General features: G+C 34.8%; 16 protein-coding genes. 1 reads left to right on the forward strand and 15 read right to left on the reverse strand.

Annotated elements, in window-relative coordinates:
- Positions 1-136: 136 nt before the first annotated feature.
- Positions 137-313 (reverse strand): 30S ribosomal protein S21, encoded by a 177-nt coding sequence (gene rpsU / locus BZZ03_RS06110; protein ID WP_003134539.1) that lies wholly within the window; start codon positions 311-313, stop codon positions 137-139.
- 125 nt (positions 314-438) lie between these two features.
- Complete coding sequence (guaB, locus tag BZZ03_RS06115; RefSeq protein WP_003133714.1) at positions 439-1920, reverse strand: IMP dehydrogenase; 1482 nt, start codon at positions 1918-1920, stop codon at positions 439-441.
- Between the two features lie 168 nt (positions 1921-2088).
- Between guaB and BZZ03_RS06120 the strand changes: the two genes are divergently transcribed.
- On the forward strand, positions 2089-3690 hold the full coding sequence (locus BZZ03_RS06120) for a GH25 family lysozyme (protein ID WP_086582780.1): 1602 nt from the start codon (positions 2089-2091) through the stop codon (positions 3688-3690).
- Between the two features lie 132 nt (positions 3691-3822).
- Here BZZ03_RS06120 and BZZ03_RS06125 read toward each other — a convergent pair whose 3' ends face one another.
- The 13 genes from BZZ03_RS06125 to BZZ03_RS06185 all read right to left on the reverse strand — a co-directional run bounded on the left by BZZ03_RS06125 (position 3823) and on the right by BZZ03_RS06185 (position 20670).
- Positions 3823-5610, reverse strand: a complete 1788-nt coding sequence (locus BZZ03_RS06125; RefSeq protein ID WP_086582781.1) for a hypothetical protein — start codon at positions 5608-5610, stop codon at positions 3823-3825.
- 4 nt (positions 5611-5614) lie between these two features.
- A complete protein-coding gene (locus BZZ03_RS06130; RefSeq protein ID WP_086582782.1) occupies positions 5615-6988 on the reverse strand; it encodes a DUF2142 domain-containing protein in 1374 nt (457 codons plus the stop codon).
- Between the two features lie 60 nt (positions 6989-7048).
- A complete protein-coding gene (locus BZZ03_RS06135; protein ID WP_086582783.1) occupies positions 7049-8476 on the reverse strand; it encodes a flippase in 1428 nt (475 codons plus the stop codon).
- A gap of 59 nt (positions 8477-8535) precedes the next feature.
- Complete coding sequence (locus BZZ03_RS06140; RefSeq protein WP_019291788.1) at positions 8536-9543, reverse strand: stealth family protein; 1008 nt, start codon at positions 9541-9543, stop codon at positions 8536-8538.
- A gap of 200 nt (positions 9544-9743) precedes the next feature.
- Positions 9744-10874 carry a glycosyltransferase gene (locus BZZ03_RS06145; protein ID WP_086582784.1) on the reverse strand — a complete coding sequence of 377 codons (1131 nt, stop codon included), beginning with the start codon at positions 10872-10874 and terminating at the stop codon, positions 9744-9746.
- Positions 10875-10876: 2 nt separating this feature from the next.
- Complete coding sequence (locus BZZ03_RS06150; protein ID WP_086582785.1) at positions 10877-11674, reverse strand: glycosyltransferase; 798 nt, start codon at positions 11672-11674, stop codon at positions 10877-10879.
- A gap of 444 nt (positions 11675-12118) precedes the next feature.
- Positions 12119-13063 (reverse strand): NAD-dependent epimerase/dehydratase family protein, encoded by a 945-nt coding sequence (locus tag BZZ03_RS06155; protein ID WP_086582786.1) that lies wholly within the window; start codon positions 13061-13063, stop codon positions 12119-12121.
- A complete protein-coding gene (locus BZZ03_RS06160; protein ID WP_019291784.1) occupies positions 13047-13412 on the reverse strand; it encodes a DUF2304 domain-containing protein in 366 nt (121 codons plus the stop codon). Before BZZ03_RS06160 ends, BZZ03_RS06155 begins: the two co-directional genes overlap by 17 nt.
- A complete protein-coding gene (locus BZZ03_RS06165; protein WP_019291783.1) occupies positions 13412-14143 on the reverse strand; it encodes a glycosyltransferase family 2 protein in 732 nt (243 codons plus the stop codon). Before BZZ03_RS06165 ends, BZZ03_RS06160 begins: the two co-directional genes overlap by 1 nt.
- A 2-nt stretch (positions 14144-14145) precedes the next feature.
- On the reverse strand, positions 14146-15012 hold the full coding sequence (locus BZZ03_RS06170; protein WP_086582787.1) for a glycosyltransferase: 867 nt from the start codon (positions 15010-15012) through the stop codon (positions 14146-14148).
- Between the two features lie 5 nt (positions 15013-15017).
- Complete coding sequence (locus BZZ03_RS06175) at positions 15018-16259, reverse strand: glycosyltransferase family 4 protein (protein ID WP_086582788.1); 1242 nt, start codon at positions 16257-16259, stop codon at positions 15018-15020.
- A 120-nt stretch (positions 16260-16379) separates the two neighbouring features.
- Positions 16380-19316 carry a rhamnan synthesis F family protein gene (locus tag BZZ03_RS06180; protein ID WP_086582789.1) on the reverse strand — a complete coding sequence of 979 codons (2937 nt, stop codon included), beginning with the start codon at positions 19314-19316 and terminating at the stop codon, positions 16380-16382.
- A 19-nt stretch (positions 19317-19335) separates the two neighbouring features.
- A complete protein-coding gene (locus BZZ03_RS06185) occupies positions 19336-20670 on the reverse strand; it encodes a DUF2142 domain-containing protein (RefSeq protein WP_046401064.1) in 1335 nt (444 codons plus the stop codon).
- Positions 20671-20673 lie beyond the last annotated feature (3 nt).

Consider the following 20673-nt stretch of genomic DNA (forward strand, 5'->3'; position numbering starts at 1 on the left):
GTTATCACAATTTTTTTGAAAAAATGAGCAGATAATTTATAATAAGCTTTGTTGCTTACTTGATACCCTTTCTCAATGCATAACAGAGGCAAGAGTAATAAAAAAACCTGCCCAAAGGCAGGTTCAAAATTTTCAATTAGAATTTTTTACGTTTACGTGCAGCTTCTGATTTACGTTTAGCTTTTACAGAAGGTTTTTCGTAGTGTTCACGTTTGCGGAGCTCTTGAAGAGTTCCTGCTTTTGTTACTGAACGTTTGAAACGGCGGAGAGCGTCGTCAAGCGATTCATTTTTACGAACGATAGTTTTTGACATTGATTTCACCCCATTTCATTTTCGTATTTACTCTTAAAGAGCACTCCTAACATTCTATCAAAAGGCTGTATATTTGTCAACTAGATGTATAAAATAAAAAAAGCAGATTGTCTCTGCCTTTTCGCTTATTGTACGGAGTAGTTTGGAGCTTCTTTTGTAATTTGAACATCGTGTGGGTGAGATTCTTTCAAACCAGCACCTGACATTTCGATAAATTGTGCTGACTCATGTAAAGCAAGGATATCAGCTGCTCCAGTGTAGCCCATACCTGACTTCAAGCCACCAACCATTTGGAAAACGATATCGGTCGCTGTACCTTTATAGGCAACCCGACCTTCGATACCTTCAGGAACCAATTTATTTGCTTCATTGACAGAGCCTTGGAAGTAACGGTCGCTTGAACCTTTCTTCATTGCTGCAAGTGAACCCATACCACGGTATGTTTTAAATTTACGCCCTTGGAAGATTTCGAATTCACCTGGTGATTCGTCTGTACCGGCAAGCATTGAGCCAAGCATTACTGCATCTCCTCCTGCTGCCAAAGCTTTAACGATATCGCCAGAGTATTTGATTCCTCCATCGGCGATGATTGTTTTACCGTATTCACGCGCAACTGCTGCCGCATCATAAATAGCTGTGATTTGTGGCACACCAACACCTGCGACAACACGTGTAGTACAGATTGAACCTGGACCAATTCCGACTTTAACAACATCAACACCAGCTTCAAAGAGTGCGCGTGCACCTTCACCAGTGGCAATATTCCCTGCAATCAATGTACGTTCTGGGAAATGTTCACGAATTTCTTTGATTTTACGTAATACACCTGCCGAATGACCATGTGCAGTATCAATGACAATAGCATCGGCACCAGCTGCAAAGAGAGCTTCAGCACGATCAAAAGTATCAGAGGTTACACCAACAGCCGCAGCTACTAAAAGACGACCTTGACTATCTTTTGCGGCGTTAGGGAATTCAATCACACGTTCAATATCTTTGATTGTAATCAAACCTGCAAGCTTACCGCTCTCGTCAACCAATGGCAATTTTTCAATCTTGTGTTTTTGAAGTGCTTCTTCAGCTTCACGCAATGAAGTTCCCACAGGTGCTGTAATCAAGTTTTCAGAAGTCATTACATTCTTGATTTCTTGATTGTAGTTTGAAACAAAACGAAGGTCACGGTTAGTCAAGATACCCACAAGCTTGCGATTTTCCAAAGTTTCAACAATGGGTACACCCGAAATACGGTAAGTCGCCATCAAGTTTTCCGCTTCTTCAATCTTATGCTCAGGTGTCAAGAAGAATGGATCAGTAATAACACCAGATTCTGAGCGTTTTACTTTGTGCACTTCTTCAGCCTGTTCAGCAATACTCATATTTTTGTGGATAACACCAAGTCCACCTTGACGTGCCATTGAAATAGCCATTTTACTATCTGTTACAGTATCCATTGCAGCAGATATCATCGGAATATTCAATGTCAAGTTCTTCGCTAGTTTGGTACTCATGTCTACCTCGTTTGGCAGTACATGTGATTCCGCTGGAATCAATAACACATCATCAAAAGTGTAACCCTTCTTCAAAAACTTTGTTTCCCAATTTGACATTAAATCTATCCTCCAAATATATATTTTTACTATTCTATCACTATCTTTTAGGGATTTCAATGATTTTTCACCATATTTGTCAATATTTTTTCGCAAAAGGCTTTAATTGAGTTAAGGTTTTTGTTAAAATAAAAGATGTGTAAATAAAGAAATAATAATGAGGAAATAATGATCAATTTAAGAAAAGCAGCCGTATTTACCGGTTTATGTTTCATCGCGCTTGCTGCTCATGCAGCACAAGCAGATACTGCTGAAGTACCTGTGGACAATCACCCAATGGGGTATTACGCTGAAGTACAAACCGAAGAAAATCCAATGACCGCTCCTATTGATGCTCAAGGAAACTTAGCGCCCGTCGATGAAGATGGGCAAACAGTAAAGGAGGAAATCCAAGAGGATACTGAGACTCCAAAAGTTTCCAGCAGGGTTCGTCGCGCTATTGCTGACGATGCGGAGACAGCCCAAGCCAGTTTAAGAAATGCGCCCTCTGACCTGGTATCCAATGATACAAGCCTACCACGCAAAGATGCTGTCGATATCGCCTCTTGGCAAGATTGGATGACACAGAGTGATTTCAATCAACTTAAAGCACAAGGTGTTAAGACAGTGATTGTTAAACTGACGGAGAGCACAACCTACATTAACCCAGCAGCTAAAGCCCAAATTCAAATGGCTAAAAATGCCGGACTAACTGTTGCTGTTTACCACTTTTCACATTTCTCAGAATCAGGAAAAACGGCTCAAGCGACTGTTAACAATACTGCACGAGCAGAAGCTAATTTCTTTGCAAATGTTGCTAAACAGTACGGTCTTTCAACAAGTACTGTCATGATTAACGATGCCGAATATGTTCCAAAAGATAGCGTGGGAACCATGCCTTACTGGGACTGGACGGTTGCCTCACAAAACTTTGCGGATCAACTTAAAAAGCAAGGATTTGTAAGCACACGTCACTATGCTTCAAAAGCTTGGGCAGTGGATGGAGTTGGACAGATGGAACCAAGTAAGTTGGGGGCAAAAAACATGTGGATTGCTCAGTATCTGTATGGAAAACCAAGTGCTTCTAATCTTCAAAACACTCAGTTTGGTTCATGGCAGTATACAAGTCAAATGTACTTTACAAACTTTAGCAGACGTAGCCCATTGGATGTAAGCATTGACTATGCAAATATTTTCAGTGGAGATTTACCAAGAATCTCAGTGAAGTTTGTTAATCTCCCTGTGAAAAATCCAAATCCTTCGCCATTTAAGGATATCTCTCAATCTATTTATAAAAACTATATCAACTGGAATTATAAGGTAGGAATCACCACTGGTTACACACCAACTACTTATAAACCCGATTATTATGTTACTCGTGGAGAAATGTCCGTATTTCTTCACCGTTTAGCTGGATCACCAGCTTATACACCACCATTTAATGTTTATACTGATGTTAGCCAATACAAAAATCAAATTCTTTGGTTAACTGCCGCAAACATTTCAAATGGTACTGCACCACACTATAATCCTAACGGCAATGTAACACGCGGACAAATGGCTGCTTTCTTACATCGTACTGCAAAAGCCATGGGGAAAGCTCCTGCCTCAGGAACATACACTTCGCCATTTACAGATATCAGCAACAATATGTTCAAAAATGATATCAATTGGTTAAAAACAAAAGGAATCACTACAGGTTATACACCAACTACTTTCCGACCTGATGCTCCCGTTACACGTGGAGAGATGGCCGCATTCCTTAATCGTTTCTACAACACTTTTAAATAATAATAAAACTCTGCGTGAATCACGCAGAGTTTTTGTTGTAAAATATATCATCATTTTTAAAATATAAGTATAAGTGGAATAAAAAGGCAGCTCTTAATAAAGGTCCGCCTTCCATATCAATCATTATTTTTATTAAAGTTTCCAAACAAGAAGTACTCCAATAAAGATAATAAATAATATAATCAACATTATTGGAATAATGATACTTTTTATATTTATACCTAAATTACCTATATCAGAAGTAACAGATAAGGCATTAAACTCATTTGTACCGGCCATATAGCCAGGAATCTGTCCATTAAGCTTCATAGCTTGTTCTGTAGCAAAGCCGATTGAATCGGAATTTCTAGGTGACTGTAAGTTATTTTTATTATTATGTACTGTAAAATAATGAGGTTGATCTACTTTACTATATCCCTCTGGTGCTTTAACTTGCATAACAAAATATTGTTTGCCTTGTCCCAAACCTCTTATACCTAAAAGTGATTGATTTCTAGACTGGATTGCTTGAAAATCTCTATCCCAATTTTGTGAATTAACAGCCATTGGTATCGCTTGATTATCATCTAAGTTATAAATATTGCCACCACTCAGTAGAATATAATCATCAAGATTAAGATGCGAAAGGTTGCTTTGTTCAACTTCCTTCCAGCCTTTATCAGAGGAAATATAATATTTATCAGCTTCTTTTTTACCCAACACATATTGAGCACCACTGATAAGTTTATTTTTTTCACCATCAATCATAACGAAGTTTATACCTGCAGAACTCAGAGGAGCAGATATTATACTTGCCGCACCAACTCCTTCTCCTACTTGAACAGTAATTTGAAAACTTGAAGGTTGTTTAACATTTGAACCGTCTTGCATGTTAAAATTATGTAAATTCAACTGAGCAGTAAGTGGTAATGTATTAAACAAGAAGTTTACTTCTTCTGGTACATTTGGTGACACTGATAGTGTCCCTGTAATCGTAATATCTTCATCACTTCGAGGTAATGTATAGTAATTTTCGTTAGTATAAGTACTCTTCAACTTCTCAGAAGTCATAGAAAATACTTGTTGTTGGAGCAGCTCATAATTATCACTAGTCACAGTTAGCCCTTGATAATAAGCCTCTGGTATCACTGAAGGTAATAAAGATTTTTTTTGCAGTGGAACTGAGGAGCTATCAATAACTACGTTTGGTGGAGTTTGGATACTAAATACTTGCTCGCTTTCCTTAAGCAAATCTTTTGAGATTGTTATTTTATAGCCAATCTTTTGATTGTTCTCTAAAATATAAGCTCCAGAGGCGTTCTGAGAATTTTCAGGTATCCCTGTAAACTCTAACGAGATACCGCTGCTAGTACCATCCAAATCAACAGATATATTTTGATTATTAGAAGCTAAGTCTACAAAACTAATAATCATAGCATTACTGATAACCGCAAGAAGTCCCCTTTCAGCTTGTGCAGAACCTTTTCCATTCTCATCAGTTATGAGGGATTTTATATCACTCATAGTTTTATGGGAGGAACCATTAAGAAATTGAAAAATATCAAAGTTAGACTGAAATAATATTTGTATTATTTTTTTTGCTTCTTCAGAAGAATGCGTTATTCCCTGTCCCAATCTTAATCCATCGCCTAAGTTAATAAAATTTTCCTTATTGGTCAAAGATGTATTCCAAATAACACTTTTTTCTAGTTCATTAGGAATATTCCCCTTCATTATATTTTCATAAGCTGTTTGAATATTTTCATATGCAATACTTGAAGATGCAGCTGGTTCTCCTTGCTGGGTGGCTGAGATATTGAAAGTTACCTCTCCATTATCTGCCTCTGTGGCATAAGTGCTCTTTACTGAATAAACGCTGATTAGCATTACAAACAAAAGAGAAAATACTTTGATGTAATTTTTATTTTTATAAAATGTCATCTGTTTATCCTCTCATATCAATAAATAATCCATGCATGTTTGACAACGTATTGGTAACAATCAGTGTATTTGAAATAATAACAATAATTATCATAAGAACAACCACTATTCTCTTCGGCTTTATTTTTAATTTAAATGCCTCATTTCCCATAAAAAGAGAAAGAAGTAATAGTACAGGAGTAAAGTACCTCCCTTGTACACCATAAATTTGGCCTGATATCGCATTATTGTAAGAAATAAAAGCCATATATACAACTAAAATAGAAATGCCAAACACTCCCAATGCTCCAAATGAAATCACTTTTGATTTCACATACTTATCTTCAACTAATAGAATACATATTAATAAAGCGAACCAAACCCCTGCTATCCAAAAAGGTATACCATTTGTCATTCTGTTAGTCTGGGCTAAGAGTGTTTGGCTAACTTGACTCGATGTCGGAGTACTAAGAATACCAAATGATGCCCAAAGTCTTGAAACAACATAGCGCACACCTCCATTACTATGTGTCCAATAATAGAAAGCACCACTTCCAACTATTAAAGTCAGAAAAGAAACAACTGCTATCACTCTATATTTACTCTTCTGACGCACAGCATCATCTCCATAATAATTAGAGATTAAATAATTAACAAGGATAATGGCTGGCATGGCAAACAACAAAAGAAAATTTGTTTTAAACCACAAAACGCTGGTCACACCTAAAACTGCAAGTATTGGTAGCTCTTTCCTCAATACTAACTTAGATCTAAGTGACATATTTATCATATAAGCTATGAGAAATGCAACCCAAACAAAATTAATAGCATCATAAGACAAGCTAGCAAAAGAAATAATTGCTACCGGACTCAACATTACACAAGCAAAAAGAAGTTTACCTTTTTTTACCCATTTAATAATGAAAAACATCATCGTAGCACATACTATAAGATTAAATAAGCGAGCAACAACTGTCATTACTCCAAGAGAGGGATAAATATGATACCCTACCCAAACCCCCAATGCAGGAATAATGTGTCCCATATAATCATAGTTAAATTTACTACTAAGAGCATTTATTTTTCGAGGAACATCCTCTTGTGGAATAATTTGAACTTTTTGCAAATAGAATTGTTGAAAGTGAGTCCCGTTCTGATAAAATTGCTTTTGATTATCCATACCTGATCCCACAACATATTCACCATAATTGGAAAGGTTTACAGGAAGATCAACCATAGCACTCGAAGCTGCAAAATGATATTGTCCATCTTGCTCATGAAAAATAGGCATAGCTATCGAAAAAATAATACCAAACAACAATGCCAGCACGATATAAATTTTATGAACAGGCAAATTTTGTTTCGATAACTTCCTTAAATTTTTAGATACATATTCCATCTATACTTTTCATCCTATATCTATTTAGTGATTTACTTCAGTAATACTAATTTTAAATTTCTAATTTTTCTTTCTTAGACGAATGATACTCTTGATGTCAGCAATAATTGGAGCTTTTAGTAGCCACACAATTAGAGCATACATACTTGTTCCGAGCACCGTTTGAATAATATAGTTTATCACACTTACATTCATCAACTGGCCTAAATTAAATACAACAAAAAAGGTCGCTAAGCCTGCAAGAAGATACTTCCAAAAGCCATGCAGTATTTCCCTCAAAGAAAAAACATCGCGTATTGACCATAACTGATAGAGAACCACAGCTAATTCAGTTAACACGGTTGTTATTACTGCGCCCATCACTCCAAAAAGAGGAATCATAATAAAATTAAAAATAACGTTAACCACTAGGCCAATAGAAACAGATACCGTGTATTCTTTTGTTCGATTTGAAGCTAATAAATATTGATTACCAGCAACTACAGCTATCCCGACAAAGAGGATCATTATACTTTGAACAAACATCAAAGAGCCCACTTCTTCAAAATCTTTCCCAAAGAAAAATACCGCAAATGTTTGTGAAACCCCCATAATCCCTGCCATGATTAAAATAGATAATGTTGCACTTAAATTAAAGGACTTTAAAGTTAAACTTTTAATCTCAGAATGTCTTTTTTCCGAAAAAAGACTCGATAAGCGGGGCAAGAAAGCCGAAGCAAAGCTAGAAACTAAAGTAAAAGCTGTACGAATAATCATATCCGACTGACTATAATAGCCAGCACTCACAACACCATCCATAATTCCTAGCATTGTTTTATTTAAGGACAGATAAATCGTCATCGTTATTTGTGGTAAAAAGAGTAGTAGGGTAGGTTTTAAGTGCCTTAGGATATTAAGTTCTCTAAATTTTACAGGAACAAATTCTTTTTTTAAAAACGGCCAAACAGTAAGATTACCTAACAGGGGAGCTAACATGGTTAAGAGAATATATATCCATAAATCATCTGCTGTTTTAACTAGTACAAATGTTAAGATAAGGAGGAGTAAACGAGCAATCGTATTTCTTACAACTAGTATCCGAAAATTCTCTACACCCATGAAATACCAAGAAATATCTAATGCTGAACCTAATAATGCAAGACCTTGAAGCATGAAATAAATCTTCAAGTCTCCTTGATACATTGAAAAAATCAAATAAGGTATAGAAGCAATGAATATGGCTATAAACTTTAAAATAACCAATTCATAAAAGACCTTACTTTTTTCTTCAATATTTCTTTGATTATAGGCAATCTCTCGATTCCCATACAACTGAATACCTAACCCGCCCGCTAACACGAAATACATCACAATAGAGTAAGTATAAGCATTTATCCCTATCCCTGTGGCTCCAAGAACCCTAGAAACATAAGGAGTTGTAATCAGGGGGACAATTATGCTTAACATTTGATAGACTGTACTATACAGCATATTCTTAACAAATTTCATCTCTTTATTAGTTGAAAATGTTTATAAAAAACACTACAACGTACCATCCTATCTAATATTTATTTCTCAAAACCACTCTTATTAGGTAACTTATTTGTAAAAGCAGTATTCATTTTGTTTACAATATCATCAAAATCTTCTTCAGCTACAAAATCTCCGTCTTCTAGACAAAGTACTTTATATTTTGATTTAAATAATTTTTCAAAATCAACATCTTTTCCTAAATTAACTAGGCTCCCAAATTTAAAAGAATTCATTGGTTCGAATTGATTTGTTGCACGTGCATAATCTGCAATCGCCCAGTTAGAAATTCCTCTCACATCTTGTGAATTTCTAAATTTCCCCTTACTCACAAAATCAAAGTATTCTGGCAATGCCTCTCTAAATTCACGATATATCGTTTTTGTCAGTGGAAGAGTAAGATGGTCCGCTCTAAAACCTAGAAATTTTCCGTAAAATTTTAAAATTGGTAACAAATACAGATTTGATAATGCAGCAAATAGCCCATTCTTCAATGAAAACATCTTAGGATTTATCAACCATTTTGTATCAGCAACCTTATTTACAGCTAAAATATTATTGGCAAACAGCGCCAGAGTTGGCATAAAAGGAGCATGCATAATTTGTAATTTTGGAAGACCATTTTCAAAAAAATCAGTAGGTTGAGTTGGTGCATTCAAAAACATATCATCGTTAAAATTAACAAATTGCTCCGCAAGACCTGGAATTCTATCAAAATTCAACTCAATTGGATTTGTATTAAAAGTTGGGAGGTATTCTTCTGGTATAAAATCTCGGTGATTAACAATATTAATTTTGGGATTTTCTGTATTCAACCATTCTGGAATATGTCCCCAAGTCACAATATGAATCTTATTCACCCAAGGAGCGAATTTCTCAATAGAGCGTAAAAGAAAGTGAAAGTTGTCCATATTTCTATACCTGCTATCGCCATTTTCTTGTGTTACAACTCCTTGAATTTTTTCACGATAATAATTTCTCTCTTTTATCCATTCTGGATCTGCTCCATCTAAATAAGTAATCACAAAATCTATCTTATCAGCCATCTTCAACTCCTATTACTCTCTTAACTATTTTTCTAACTTAATCTTCTGCCATACTCTCTGTATATTAACTTTAAAAATTCAGAAAATCAATTATGAAACATATCTACTTATTTATTCATCATAAGGTGTTCTCTTACAATTTCACTTAAACTTCTATATTCTATTTAAACGAAAACATGACCTTTTCCGAACACATTTAACTATTGAAGAATTTCTTCCCAAATAGATATAATCTTTTCTACACTAAACATATCTGATCTTTCCTTCGAAAGTTTCCCATACTTGGTTTTTAAATCTGGTGAATTTTGAAATTGTTTCAACTTAACTACAAACTCTGCAACGTCTCCTTGCTTCACCAAAACTCCATACTCACCTTTATTCAAAACTTCAGCTGAACCTGAATTTTTCATGGCTATAACTGGTAAGCCAAAACTCATTGCCTCAGCAAAAACCAGTGGGAATCCTTCAAAGCGGCTTGTACTAATAAATATGGAACTATCTTGAAAATGTTTTTTTAAATCATTTCCACTTTTAGCACCATGCCATTGAATTTTTTTATTTAGCTTTCTCTTTTTTATTTCATAAGCAAAGCGTTTTTCTTCAAAAAACAGACCTTTCCCTGCAACTTGAATGCTCCAATTATCATCCAGTTCTTCAGCAATATCTAGCAAATAGTCCAAACCTTTAGTATGATAATCAATCCTTCCCACAAAACTAATTTTATTACTTTTTAAATTAGCTTTCTCTGTATGAGATTCAATTGTTAATGGATTATGCATTACCCTTACTTTTTCAAGGCCCATACCATTTAAAGTTAATCTATCTTCCTCAGTTAAGACACATATCAAATCAGAATACTTATAACTATTCACTAATCTACTATAACTTTTCCCATACAAAAAAGTTTTATACATTGTAACATTGAAATGTAACCACGAAATCAATTTAACATCTGGTAGTTGCTCTTTTAATTCTTGCGCTACTACAGCCCACTGTTCAACTAAAACCACCGTTTCTATATTATTTTCTTTAACATAGTCCACCAAATCCTTAATCATACTAGGATTTGGTATGACTGTCATATCAACAGACTGCCTCAAAATATATTTTTGAATACCAGTTTTAATAAGTATGCTTCGAAATTGGCTGTGAGTCATGGCATTTTTTGCAAAAATAATTTCTGGTTCTACATGAAAATAGCTTTCAACTTTTCTCATAGAAAAAAAAGTAATATCGAATTTTTTTCTATTCAAATTATTAGCAATTACGCTTTGTACTCGCATAGAGCCACCCATGCGTAAATCTCCAACAGCAAAAGTTATTTTCTTCATTTCTAAATATTTCCTTTTTGATTATTCACATAAATTTTCATAAGAAGCTGAGTCATATTCTCACCCCAGTATCGACGAAACATATCATACTCTTCTTTTTCTCTATTTTTGTCAATAGTATTTGCACTTGTTTCTGAATCACTGTGAATACGATGAGCCATTAACCTTTCTGGCAAATATTTGATATAACCTGGTCGACGCATAATTCGCTCCCAAGCATCCCAATCTAAAGCCATTCGAAGTTCTTCATTGAACTTAAAATCACTCAGACGTTCCATATTATAGGAGACAGCAGGACAGCAAATAAAGTTGCCAAAAGAATAAACTCTACGTTGATATGACTTATTCTTAAATAGAGAAAGTAGACGTAGGCCAAAAGTTTTAATTTTTAAATTAATATTTCGCTTTCTGAGATTATCATTTTCATCAGTCTCATAGTAATCAGAGAAAACAATATTTAAATCTTCTTGTTTTTGGAAAGCTTGAATAATCTTGGTTCCATACTCCGGCTCATAAGTATCATCTTGGTGAGCGATGGTCGCATATTTTGTCTGTACAAAAGATAAGGCACCATTCCAATCGGCACCAATACTTCCACCTGTTCCTACAAAATATTCAATACTATAATTTTCAGCCGTCTTAATCATTAAACTCGTGGGAGTTGAGGTGTAGAGAATAATTTTTGATTTTTGTTCTCTCACCGAAGACTGTGATAATAATGACTTAATACATTTCTCTAAGTATGGTGAATCTTGATATGCACAAATAACAAAAGTATGTGCAAATTGTGTGTTTGGCATAAAAAATAGGCCTAACCTTTCCTTTTATTGTTAAAAAAACAAATTTTCTGATGTATAAAAATATTCATAATTTAAGTACTTAATCACGTCTCTTTCAATCACAAAAACCCAAAATTTAACTTACATATATTTTTATCGTAAAATTAGAACCATTTAATACTTCGAAATACCTAAGTAATGAATTTGCCAACTATCATTAAAACTAAAAATTATAGAATCGGAATGCTCAATATACAGGTAATATACTATCTACCTAAATAAGAAAAAACTTCAAATAGTATAATATATATGAACATTTCTTAAACTTCTTCATCTTTCTACTTTTTTCTTGATTTATTAAATAATTATAGTTCCAAAAAGATAATAGATATTATTAATATCTATTAAGAATTTGAGCAAAAAAGATTTTAAACTACTAGGGTGTCTCCGATTTAAAATCACTTTTTAATTATGAAATTCATAATCTAAGTACTTCTTCATGCCACTTTCGAGATTATATTTTGGACTGTATCCTATTTTTTTTAACTTTTGAATACTACTAATCGAAAGCTTGATATCACCTTCTCTGGGCTCTACATACTCCACATCTAATTTTTTGTTTAAATTTCTTTGAGCCAAGAGAATTAAATCATTCAGAGTAGTTTTTGTCCCAGTTCCAACATTATAAACTTCTCCTAAAGACTTATCTGATGTCGCAATCAGAATCAGCGCTTGAAGAACATCATCAATATAAACAAAGTCGCGCGCCTGCTTACCGTCACCAAAAATTGTCAAGGGAGCTCTTCTTTTTAAACGATCAACTAAAATCGAAATAAAGCCCGAATAAGGGGAACTAGGATTTTGGTTTGGGCCATAAACATTAAAAAATCGTGTCGCACTGACTGGAATTTTATATAAATTATTATAAACCATCGCCATTTTCTCTGAAGCAAACTTATCCACTGCATAAGGTGTTAAAGGGCGAATCACACTTTCTTCTTGTTTAGGTAGAGTTGGTTCATCCCCATATACCGCAGCACTTGAAGAAAAAATTAGACGTTTCAATGACTTTTTATTTCTTCGAAGGATTTCTAAAATCGTCATCGTACTATCAAAGTTAACTTGATGAGTTTCATAGGGACGAGCGACAGAATCTGCTACAGATGCTACTGCTGCTAAATGGAAAATATAATCAAAATCATTTTCTCCAAGAACGTTTTCAAGCAAAGATTTATCCGTTACAGATCCCTCGATTTTTGTTAAATTAATCGAATTATCTAGGTTAGAGAAACTTCCCATCGAGAGATCATCAATGACCATAACTTTGTTATTGGGAATAAGCTTATTTGCTAGAGAGGAACCAATAAAACCTGCTCCTCCCGTTATTAAGATATTATTGTTTTGAATCATTCTTATTTTCTACTTCTTCCACTTTCTTCTTCAGTAACGACGTTTCTTGAACTAAATTTTTAATCTGCTTTTCCGCGGAGATAAGTGACATTTGATACTTCAAAGATATAAAAAGCAACAAACTCACTAATATAAATAAAGCCAAAGATGTTAAAGTCTGTATCCCCATAAAATGGGCAATACTACTTCCTAATTCAGGGAAAAGCGCACCAAATAAAATAATTATTGCAAGTATGAACCATTTGAGCATATGGCGTATCTCAGCTTTATCTTTTTTTATAAGTTGAATAACATAAATAAAAAAGATAATTGAGAAAATAATTGCTAAAACACGTAATTGAATGGGCATTAATTTTTCTCCTTCCCAATCATCGATGATACAAGGACAGCGAGCGAAACGCTAATCATATAGTTCACACCTTTTAAAAGATTTATACTGGATGTTCCTGTGGTACGTTCAAACATTCTCACGCCAACTTCTTTCACCCGAATATTTTTCGCAAAAAGATGCATATAACTTTCTGGCTCAGGATATTGACGTGGATATCTCTTCACAAATTGTTCGATAACTTTACGATTACCTGCACGGTAGCCACTAGTAACATCCATTATACGAATATTTGAAGTCAAACGAATCAAAGCTGAAAGAACTTTAATCCCAATTTGCCGTGTTCTTGAAGATTTGAATTCTGAATTACTATCATCAAGGAACCTAGAACCAACAGTAAAATCTGCTTCGTTATTTATAATTGGATCGACAAGTTGAGGAAGCGATTCAATATCATGTTGCCCATCTCCATCAAACTGCACTGCAATGTCATAACCATTTTCATCTGCATACATATAGCCTGTTTGCACAGCACCACCAATACCTAGATTTTGAATAAGCTCAACATGATTAATATTGTTCTCTCTTAAAACCTCTTCTTCATTATCTGTAGAGCCATCATTAATGACCACATAATCTAAATTATAAGGAGAGCTTGCTCTATACTGCTCTACTTTTCGTATGTTCTCTGCAATGCCTTCTCCCTCGTTATACGCAGGAATGATTAGAAGAATTTTTGCTTCATTAATCAACTTTATTCAAGTCCTCTCTTACCCTCGGGTTTGTTGGTTTTTACTTTTAACATCACTTTAATCAAGCTCTTCCATCTGATTCCAGAATCTCTTTTCAAAAAACCTTTTAGAACCATTTTAACATATTTTTTATTAAGTTGACAGAACAACTCCGGCTTATAGGCTTTATAGAACCTGTATTCACTGCTAAAAATGCTATAAAATCTCTCCTCTGACAAACTCGACAAGTCTTGCACTGAGAGTTGATGATTTAATTGACAGTTTAAGACTTCCACCTTTTTTTGCTTAAAGATAATCTGAGAAAACAGCCAGTGATCTAAATAATCGAGGGGAAACTCTTTAGAAAAGCCCCCTATATCTTCGATAAAAGCTTTTCTCAGCGTTAAAGTACTAGAAATGCCTGATATATCTTGTTTGTAGACTCCTGCTTCCTTTGGAAATAAGAGCATATCCAACGTTTCACTTGCCGTTGGGGAAATCTGTGTTACACCATCGTATATTTTTGCACAGTAGGCAACAATCTCTGTGTCTCTGATATTACTTTCTAATTCAGCAAGCAAAAGACTCAGATAGCCTTCTGTAAGGGAGGTATCATCATCGAGTAGCATCAGCCATTCATCATTAGAGAGAGTGAGAGAAGTCTCGTATGCTATGCGTGTCCCACGCTCCACATTGTCCTTATTATAGATATAGGTGAGTGAATGAAAACCAGAAGGTAGAGCGACATCGGAATAGTCCATACTTCCATTATCAAAAACAATGATATTAAGCTTGTTTTTGATAATGTCACTCATCCTAAGGAGTGACTCGAAAGATTCAGTTTCTGTGAATTTTTGTGCATAAGCTACTAAAGAAATAGTTATATTCATCGTTATCATTTCTTGATTTTCAAAAGAACCTTTTTAACGATTCTTTTTATTTTCGAGCTCGGTGGATTTGAACGTTCCGTATTCAAAGTGACCAAATTTTCTATATGTCGTAGAGTTTTTTTTCTATTGCCTTGTACTTTCTCTGCTCTTTCAATAAACTCTTTGTAAACAAATTCTAAAGAATATTTTTCCCGAACTTCCGGAATTTTATTGATACTGTGTTCCTTTTTTGCCTCAAAATCCGTTAAACTTCTTGATAATATTTCAGATAATTCTTCAATATTTCCGAGATGATATTTTTCGCCTTCTTGGAAGATGTTATATGCAGATTCATAGCCTGGGTTATCCGAGATTATCACTGGAAGGCCTTTAAGCAAAGCCTCGATATAGACCAAGCCAAAGGTTTCTAGAGCTGAGGAGCTCACAAAGATATCTTTGTCTGTAAGTGCTTCCCAAGGCTGATCAAGGTGGCCAGTTAACTTCACATTCTTCAGGTTATGCTTCTTGATGTAACTCAAGCACTTAGTTTTATAATCCTCATCTTGAGCGCCAACCAAAAGAAGCTCCACATCTGTCTTTCCAGACTTATGATAAGCTTGTAAAAGCTCCATTTGGTTTTTGCGCTCTGTCAAGCGACCGACAGAGACAAAACGGATTTTTTCTCCTTTTTTCAAAGGTGAGATATCCACTTCGCTGTAAGGAATAAAATTTTTGATTTCTTTGTTCTGGAAAAGAGAATTCAGATTTTGATTGAGGAGGCCTGTTACACTGTAAATTTCTTCTGAATACTCTTCAATAAAATCTATCTTATCTCTGTAATAGGCAAATTCATTTTCGGGAAATTCGTGAATTAACCAGAAATGTGGTATTGATTCACAGGCTGCGGCAACAGCCCCTTGAAACATATTGACTGTATTGGTAACCACGAGATCAATATTATTTTCTTGAATGAGTTTTCTAATTTGGGCGATATTTTCCCGATAATAGAAAGCACGAACCTTCTCATCTTCCGGAAGCCCACCTGGAGCATCCTCCCACCACCATTTTCCTGCGGGAAGAAAATATGTCTCGATACCCGAGCTATCAAATTTATGTTTATAGGCTGTCTTATCTACTCCTGGATAATCTGGCACAACATTAATCACTGTGTTCCCGCGTTGTACAAGCATCATCATCAGATAAAAAATTGAAATTTCAGCTCCATTGTCAAGAGTCCCTGTCGGAGAGACAAATAAAAATTTTTTCATTATTGTTTCCTTATCCTTTAAAGTGTGATACTTGTTGTTCGCCAATAAGCAAAGACACACTGTCAAAAAAGACAAATTAGAAAAGTATGATTCTTCCCTAAAGTCATATCTACAAATTTTTTAGATACTTATGCTCTTTGTAAATTCATCCGTGTGCTCTTTAATTGTACAATTCTCCAAAACAAAATGATAGGCATTTTCTGCAATCGTTTGTCGTTTGCTTGGATTTTCAATAAGTGTTTCCAGTTTTTCATACCATTCGTTGGGTTGGGCCAAGATTCCTGTTTCATCATTTTTTACCATTTCTTCAAATGATCCCAAATAACTAGCTACAGTAGGTACTTTCACAAGCGCTGCTTCGAGCCATTTAATCTCTGATTTTGCACGATTAAAAACACTATCAACCAAAGGTGCTAAGTTGATATCCATTTGGCTAATTAATCTAGGGAGCTCTTTCCAATCCACATAGTCATTCATTATGATTTGCTCTGTGTATTTTTTCAAGTCCTGTGGAAGGTCAATATAGCCGACCAAATGCAGTTCTACATGTGGGTATTTTTCTAGAATTTGCATGATTGCAGGTTTAATCATCTCAAAATTTTCATTGTGTGTGATTGAGCCAGAAAAATATCCTATCTTAATTTTCGAAGAAACTTGTGTATAATCCTTGAGCGTTTCTTGACTTAATCTTACCAATTCTTCACTAGCAAGATTTCTGTTAATTATCACCTCAGAACTATAATTTTCAAGCTCTTCTTTTAAGGTTTGTGTGGTTGTAACGACAATGTCGCATAAGGCCATCATTTTCCCATAAGATTTTACACTACTGTCATAATTATACTTATCGACCTCTGAAAGTCCTTGCGTATAAGCCAATAAATCAGTATATTTGGTATCAATAACAAGATCATCAATGTCATAATAGACTGGCTTATTGTATTTTTTTGCAAGATGACAGAGTTGTTCGAGTACTTCCGAGTAACCGGTACGATAGATGACAATATGGCTCGCATTCTCTGCATCACTCATTTTAAAAGCCGAAGCATTGACTGTCAACACATCATAGCCAAGCTCCCTTAACTGTGCCGCTTTATTTTCAACCCGATAGCGTGTACATTGCGGGATAGCATTTTCCACACCATCAATAATTAAAATATGCTCCTTAGGCGCACTAGTTTTGATATCCTCCATCATTTTATCTATAACATGAGCAGGGTAAGTTGTATTGGTTTTAATGTATTCAATCAATTCTGGAACTTGTGTTTTTCTGGAAATGCCTTGCCATAAAAACTTATCATCACTATAATTTGAAAATGCTGTATATTTTACAAGAGGAACATCAAAATCTTTTAACATCGTCAATGGATGAATATACATTGCACTGTCACTATTATTGTTGCTCACTGCACCGTGTTTAAATCCTAAATATTCAAAATGCTTTGTGAATACTGTTTCATGTTTACCAATAGCTTTATCTCTAGAATCCGTGTCATTCATATTTTCCCAGTACTTTATAAAGCCAGAGTAAGTGAACATACTTTTCTCAATGACGAGAAAATAAGACTGAAGATGAATCGGAATGGTTTTATATTTATTATAACCGGTAATATCTGGTTGAGGTTCACCATATGACATTCCCCAAAAATCCAGTTTTTGTGAAGCCATTTTTTCAAAGATTTTTTCTAAATCAATAAAAGGACCCACATTGGTATCATTGACGAGTAATAGCTCATCAAAATGTGAAAGTGATTCATTTGCGAAAGCAAGAATACCATGTCTAAACGCTGCTGTGTCGTAGCCTTCGTTGGGACGAATGTCTACGCGACCATAAGTTTCCAAAATCGTCTTATCTTCTGGAATGAGGGAACCATTGACCACAATAATAATCTCATTGGACAGTTTAGCAAGTGCTCTCAAGAAAATGATTTTGTATTCTTGAAGTTTTTTGCCATCTGCATACACTACGTAAACAAGTGCACGTTGCGGATTGTGGTAGTTATTTTTCGCACGCGCTTTATTGCGTAAAGGACGAAGCAGAGCTTTCCTTATGTCGAGAAGCGGATGAAAATTTAAAGATAATTTGCGGTAAATTTTTCGAGGAGCTTTTAATAATAACTTAGGTCTTTTTAAGACAAATAGCGTACGCTTCGTATTGTGTATAATAAAATTCCCTAATTTATAGCTTCTTGACTGGATAAGATTTTGGAGTTGTTCCTCTTTAACTTGAAGTTGTTGCTCATTATAATGCATTACTTTCTCTAAGTCACGTATTAAAAGAAGACGCTCTTCTGCCAATCTATTCATCTCTCTAAAATTATGAGAAGTTGAGATGAGACTTTGCTTAATCGCCTGATCATACTTGTCTCCTAGTAGTGGCTTATACTTCTTCAAAATATAAAGATAATCTTCGAAATAGCGATTGAGATCATCTCTTTGACTGCGAGAAGCATCTAAAACTCTGTAGTTTAACTTCGTTTCTCTTACAAAAAAAGCTTTCGCTCCGTTCTTAAGAATTAAATTAAGCCAAAAATCATAATCTTCTAAGCTTTTTAAATTTTCATCAAATTTTGCGCTTTTTATAGCTGTTGTTTTAACCAAAGAAGACATATCGATAACATTTTGTACCAGCTCATCTTCTAAAATAAAGTCGAGATTGTCGTGTAAAATATTACGCTTCTTTTCAAAATCCCAAAGCTGGCAGTAAGCAATATCAGCATCGCCATGTTTTTTGGCTTCTTTGAGCAGGATCTCAACATAATCCTTGCTCAAAAAATTATCACTATCCACAAACAACAAGTACTCACCTGTTATTTGTTCTAGGGCCGCATTTCTAACTTTTACTACACCTTGATTCGCGCCTGAAAAGTATTTTGTTTCTTTAAAAGGAGATTCTAGAAGTAACGAAGAGATAATCTCTCCCGAACGATCTGTAGAACCATCGTTAAAGACAATAAGCTCAATATTTTGATACGTTTGTTCAAAGATACTTTTGATACATTTTGCAATATATTTTTCATGATTATAGCAAGTGACTACAACAGAAACCTTATCATTCATGGGGGTTTTTACTCCTTTTTTAAACAACTCCTGTCGGTTTTACTCTTAGAATAAATCCTCGATAGAAAACGATAAATAAATAAAGAACCATTATCGTAATTGTGGAGACTTTCGCAATGTTTGCGACCGTTCTTTCTGAAAGTTGGATATTATACTTTGCGCCCAAGTTTTGTAATGCTGGAAGGAAGAAAATAATCAGCGGCTGGAGATAGCGACCAGAGAGTTCATCGAAGGTCGAGAGCGCTCTCTGACCAATATAGAAGCCTGCGAAAATACCAATCCAGTTAATAAAATAAGTCATTCCTGAGCTCCATACTGTCCATTTAGGATACACACGTCTGAACTCCCCCATAGCAACCCAGCAGAATAATAAAATCCATATAATATTGAAAAAGTCTGGAAGATTCATTGGAGTAATCATCCACATTCTTCGTGCGTTAGGGCCCATAGTTGCAAAATTTAAATAGTTATTAAAAAATACTTTTCCAAAGTGAATTAAGCCAAGTTTTTCGTTGAAAAGAACAAGTCCTGCGATAACCAAGGTAACAATTAATGTAGATAACACAATTATTATGTATTTCTTCATTTTCTTAATCGTGGTAACAACAGGTTTATAGACCATTGGTAGTCCAATAAGGGCAAAGAGAGAGAAAACATAATTTTTCTTCGCTAAAAAGAGCAACAAGATAGTCGCTAAACTATAAATCTTTTGCTTTTTACTCAACTCCTTAAAATTCTTGATTTGTGTTAACTCTAAAAAGTTGAGTGCAAACATTGCAAAGACAATAAAACTAAAGATATCGTAACTTGGACTTGCAATCTTCATAAGGTAAGGAACAGTAAAGAGCATCACGAGCAACCACTTACCCTGATTACTTTTCTTGATAATAAAGTAAAAGCAAAGAGCGAAAAACAGGAGATTAGCAAGTCTACCACCATAGTCCATCACACCAATGCTTGGATAGATAAGACGGGCGATTAACACACCTATGGACGCTGGGAGATGCATAAAATTAATGGGGACAAAACTATTTCCATTATTCGTGAAATTGAAGCGAATACCATCATTCTCTAAATCCACTTTTTTGAAAATAGTATCCTTGATACTGATATTTGCTGTACTACCTGTAGAACCACCAATTGCCTCATTCTCTATAATTCGAAGGTTCGGCGTTGCCATAACCTTTGGATGATTAGCCGAGAATTGATTATAAGCATAACTAAGATGATAGCCTTCATCACCAGTCGTCATCGGAGGTGTGAGAAATGTTGAGAATACACCAAAAATGAGCACAACGATGATAAAGAATTTCTCTGCAGGGAGCTTTAATTTTCTATTGTCCGTCGTGTTCATTTT

The sequence above is a fragment of the Lactococcus petauri genome (genome assembly GCF_002154895.1).
GTDB classification, from domain to species: Bacteria; Bacillota; Bacilli; order Lactobacillales; family Streptococcaceae; genus Lactococcus; species Lactococcus petauri.

Excerpts from the sequence above, each read along its gene's own strand:
- rpsU (WP_003134539.1), bottom strand. The coding sequence starts at position 313 with ATGTCAAAAACTATCGTTCGTAAAAATGAATCGCTTGACGACGCTCTC.
- guaB (WP_003133714.1), bottom strand. The coding sequence starts at position 1,920 with ATGTCAAATTGGGAAACAAAGTTTTTGAAGAAGGGTTACACTTTTGAT.
- BZZ03_RS06120 (WP_086582780.1), top strand. The coding sequence starts at position 2,089 with ATGATCAATTTAAGAAAAGCAGCCGTATTTACCGGTTTATGTTTCATC.
- BZZ03_RS06125 (WP_086582781.1), bottom strand. The coding sequence starts at position 5,610 with ATGACATTTTATAAAAATAAAAATTACATCAAAGTATTTTCTCTTTTG.
- BZZ03_RS06130 (WP_086582782.1), bottom strand. The coding sequence starts at position 6,988 with ATGGAATATGTATCTAAAAATTTAAGGAAGTTATCGAAACAAAATTTG.
- BZZ03_RS06135 (WP_086582783.1), bottom strand. The coding sequence starts at position 8,476 with ATGAAATTTGTTAAGAATATGCTGTATAGTACAGTCTATCAAATGTTA.
- BZZ03_RS06140 (WP_019291788.1), bottom strand. The coding sequence starts at position 9,543 with ATGGCTGATAAGATAGATTTTGTGATTACTTATTTAGATGGAGCAGAT.
- BZZ03_RS06145 (WP_086582784.1), bottom strand. The coding sequence starts at position 10,874 with ATGAAGAAAATAACTTTTGCTGTTGGAGATTTACGCATGGGTGGCTCT.
- BZZ03_RS06150 (WP_086582785.1), bottom strand. The coding sequence starts at position 11,674 with ATGCCAAACACACAATTTGCACATACTTTTGTTATTTGTGCATATCAA.
- BZZ03_RS06155 (WP_086582786.1), bottom strand. The coding sequence starts at position 13,063 with ATGATTCAAAACAATAATATCTTAATAACGGGAGGAGCAGGTTTTATT.
- BZZ03_RS06160 (WP_019291784.1), bottom strand. The coding sequence starts at position 13,412 with ATGCCCATTCAATTACGTGTTTTAGCAATTATTTTCTCAATTATCTTT.
- BZZ03_RS06170 (WP_086582787.1), bottom strand. The coding sequence starts at position 15,012 with ATGAATATAACTATTTCTTTAGTAGCTTATGCACAAAAATTCACAGAA.
- BZZ03_RS06175 (WP_086582788.1), bottom strand. The coding sequence starts at position 16,259 with ATGAAAAAATTTTTATTTGTCTCTCCGACAGGGACTCTTGACAATGGA.
- BZZ03_RS06180 (WP_086582789.1), bottom strand. The coding sequence starts at position 19,316 with ATGAATGATAAGGTTTCTGTTGTAGTCACTTGCTATAATCATGAAAAA.
- BZZ03_RS06185 (WP_046401064.1), bottom strand. The coding sequence starts at position 20,670 with ATGAACACGACGGACAATAGAAAATTAAAGCTCCCTGCAGAGAAATTC.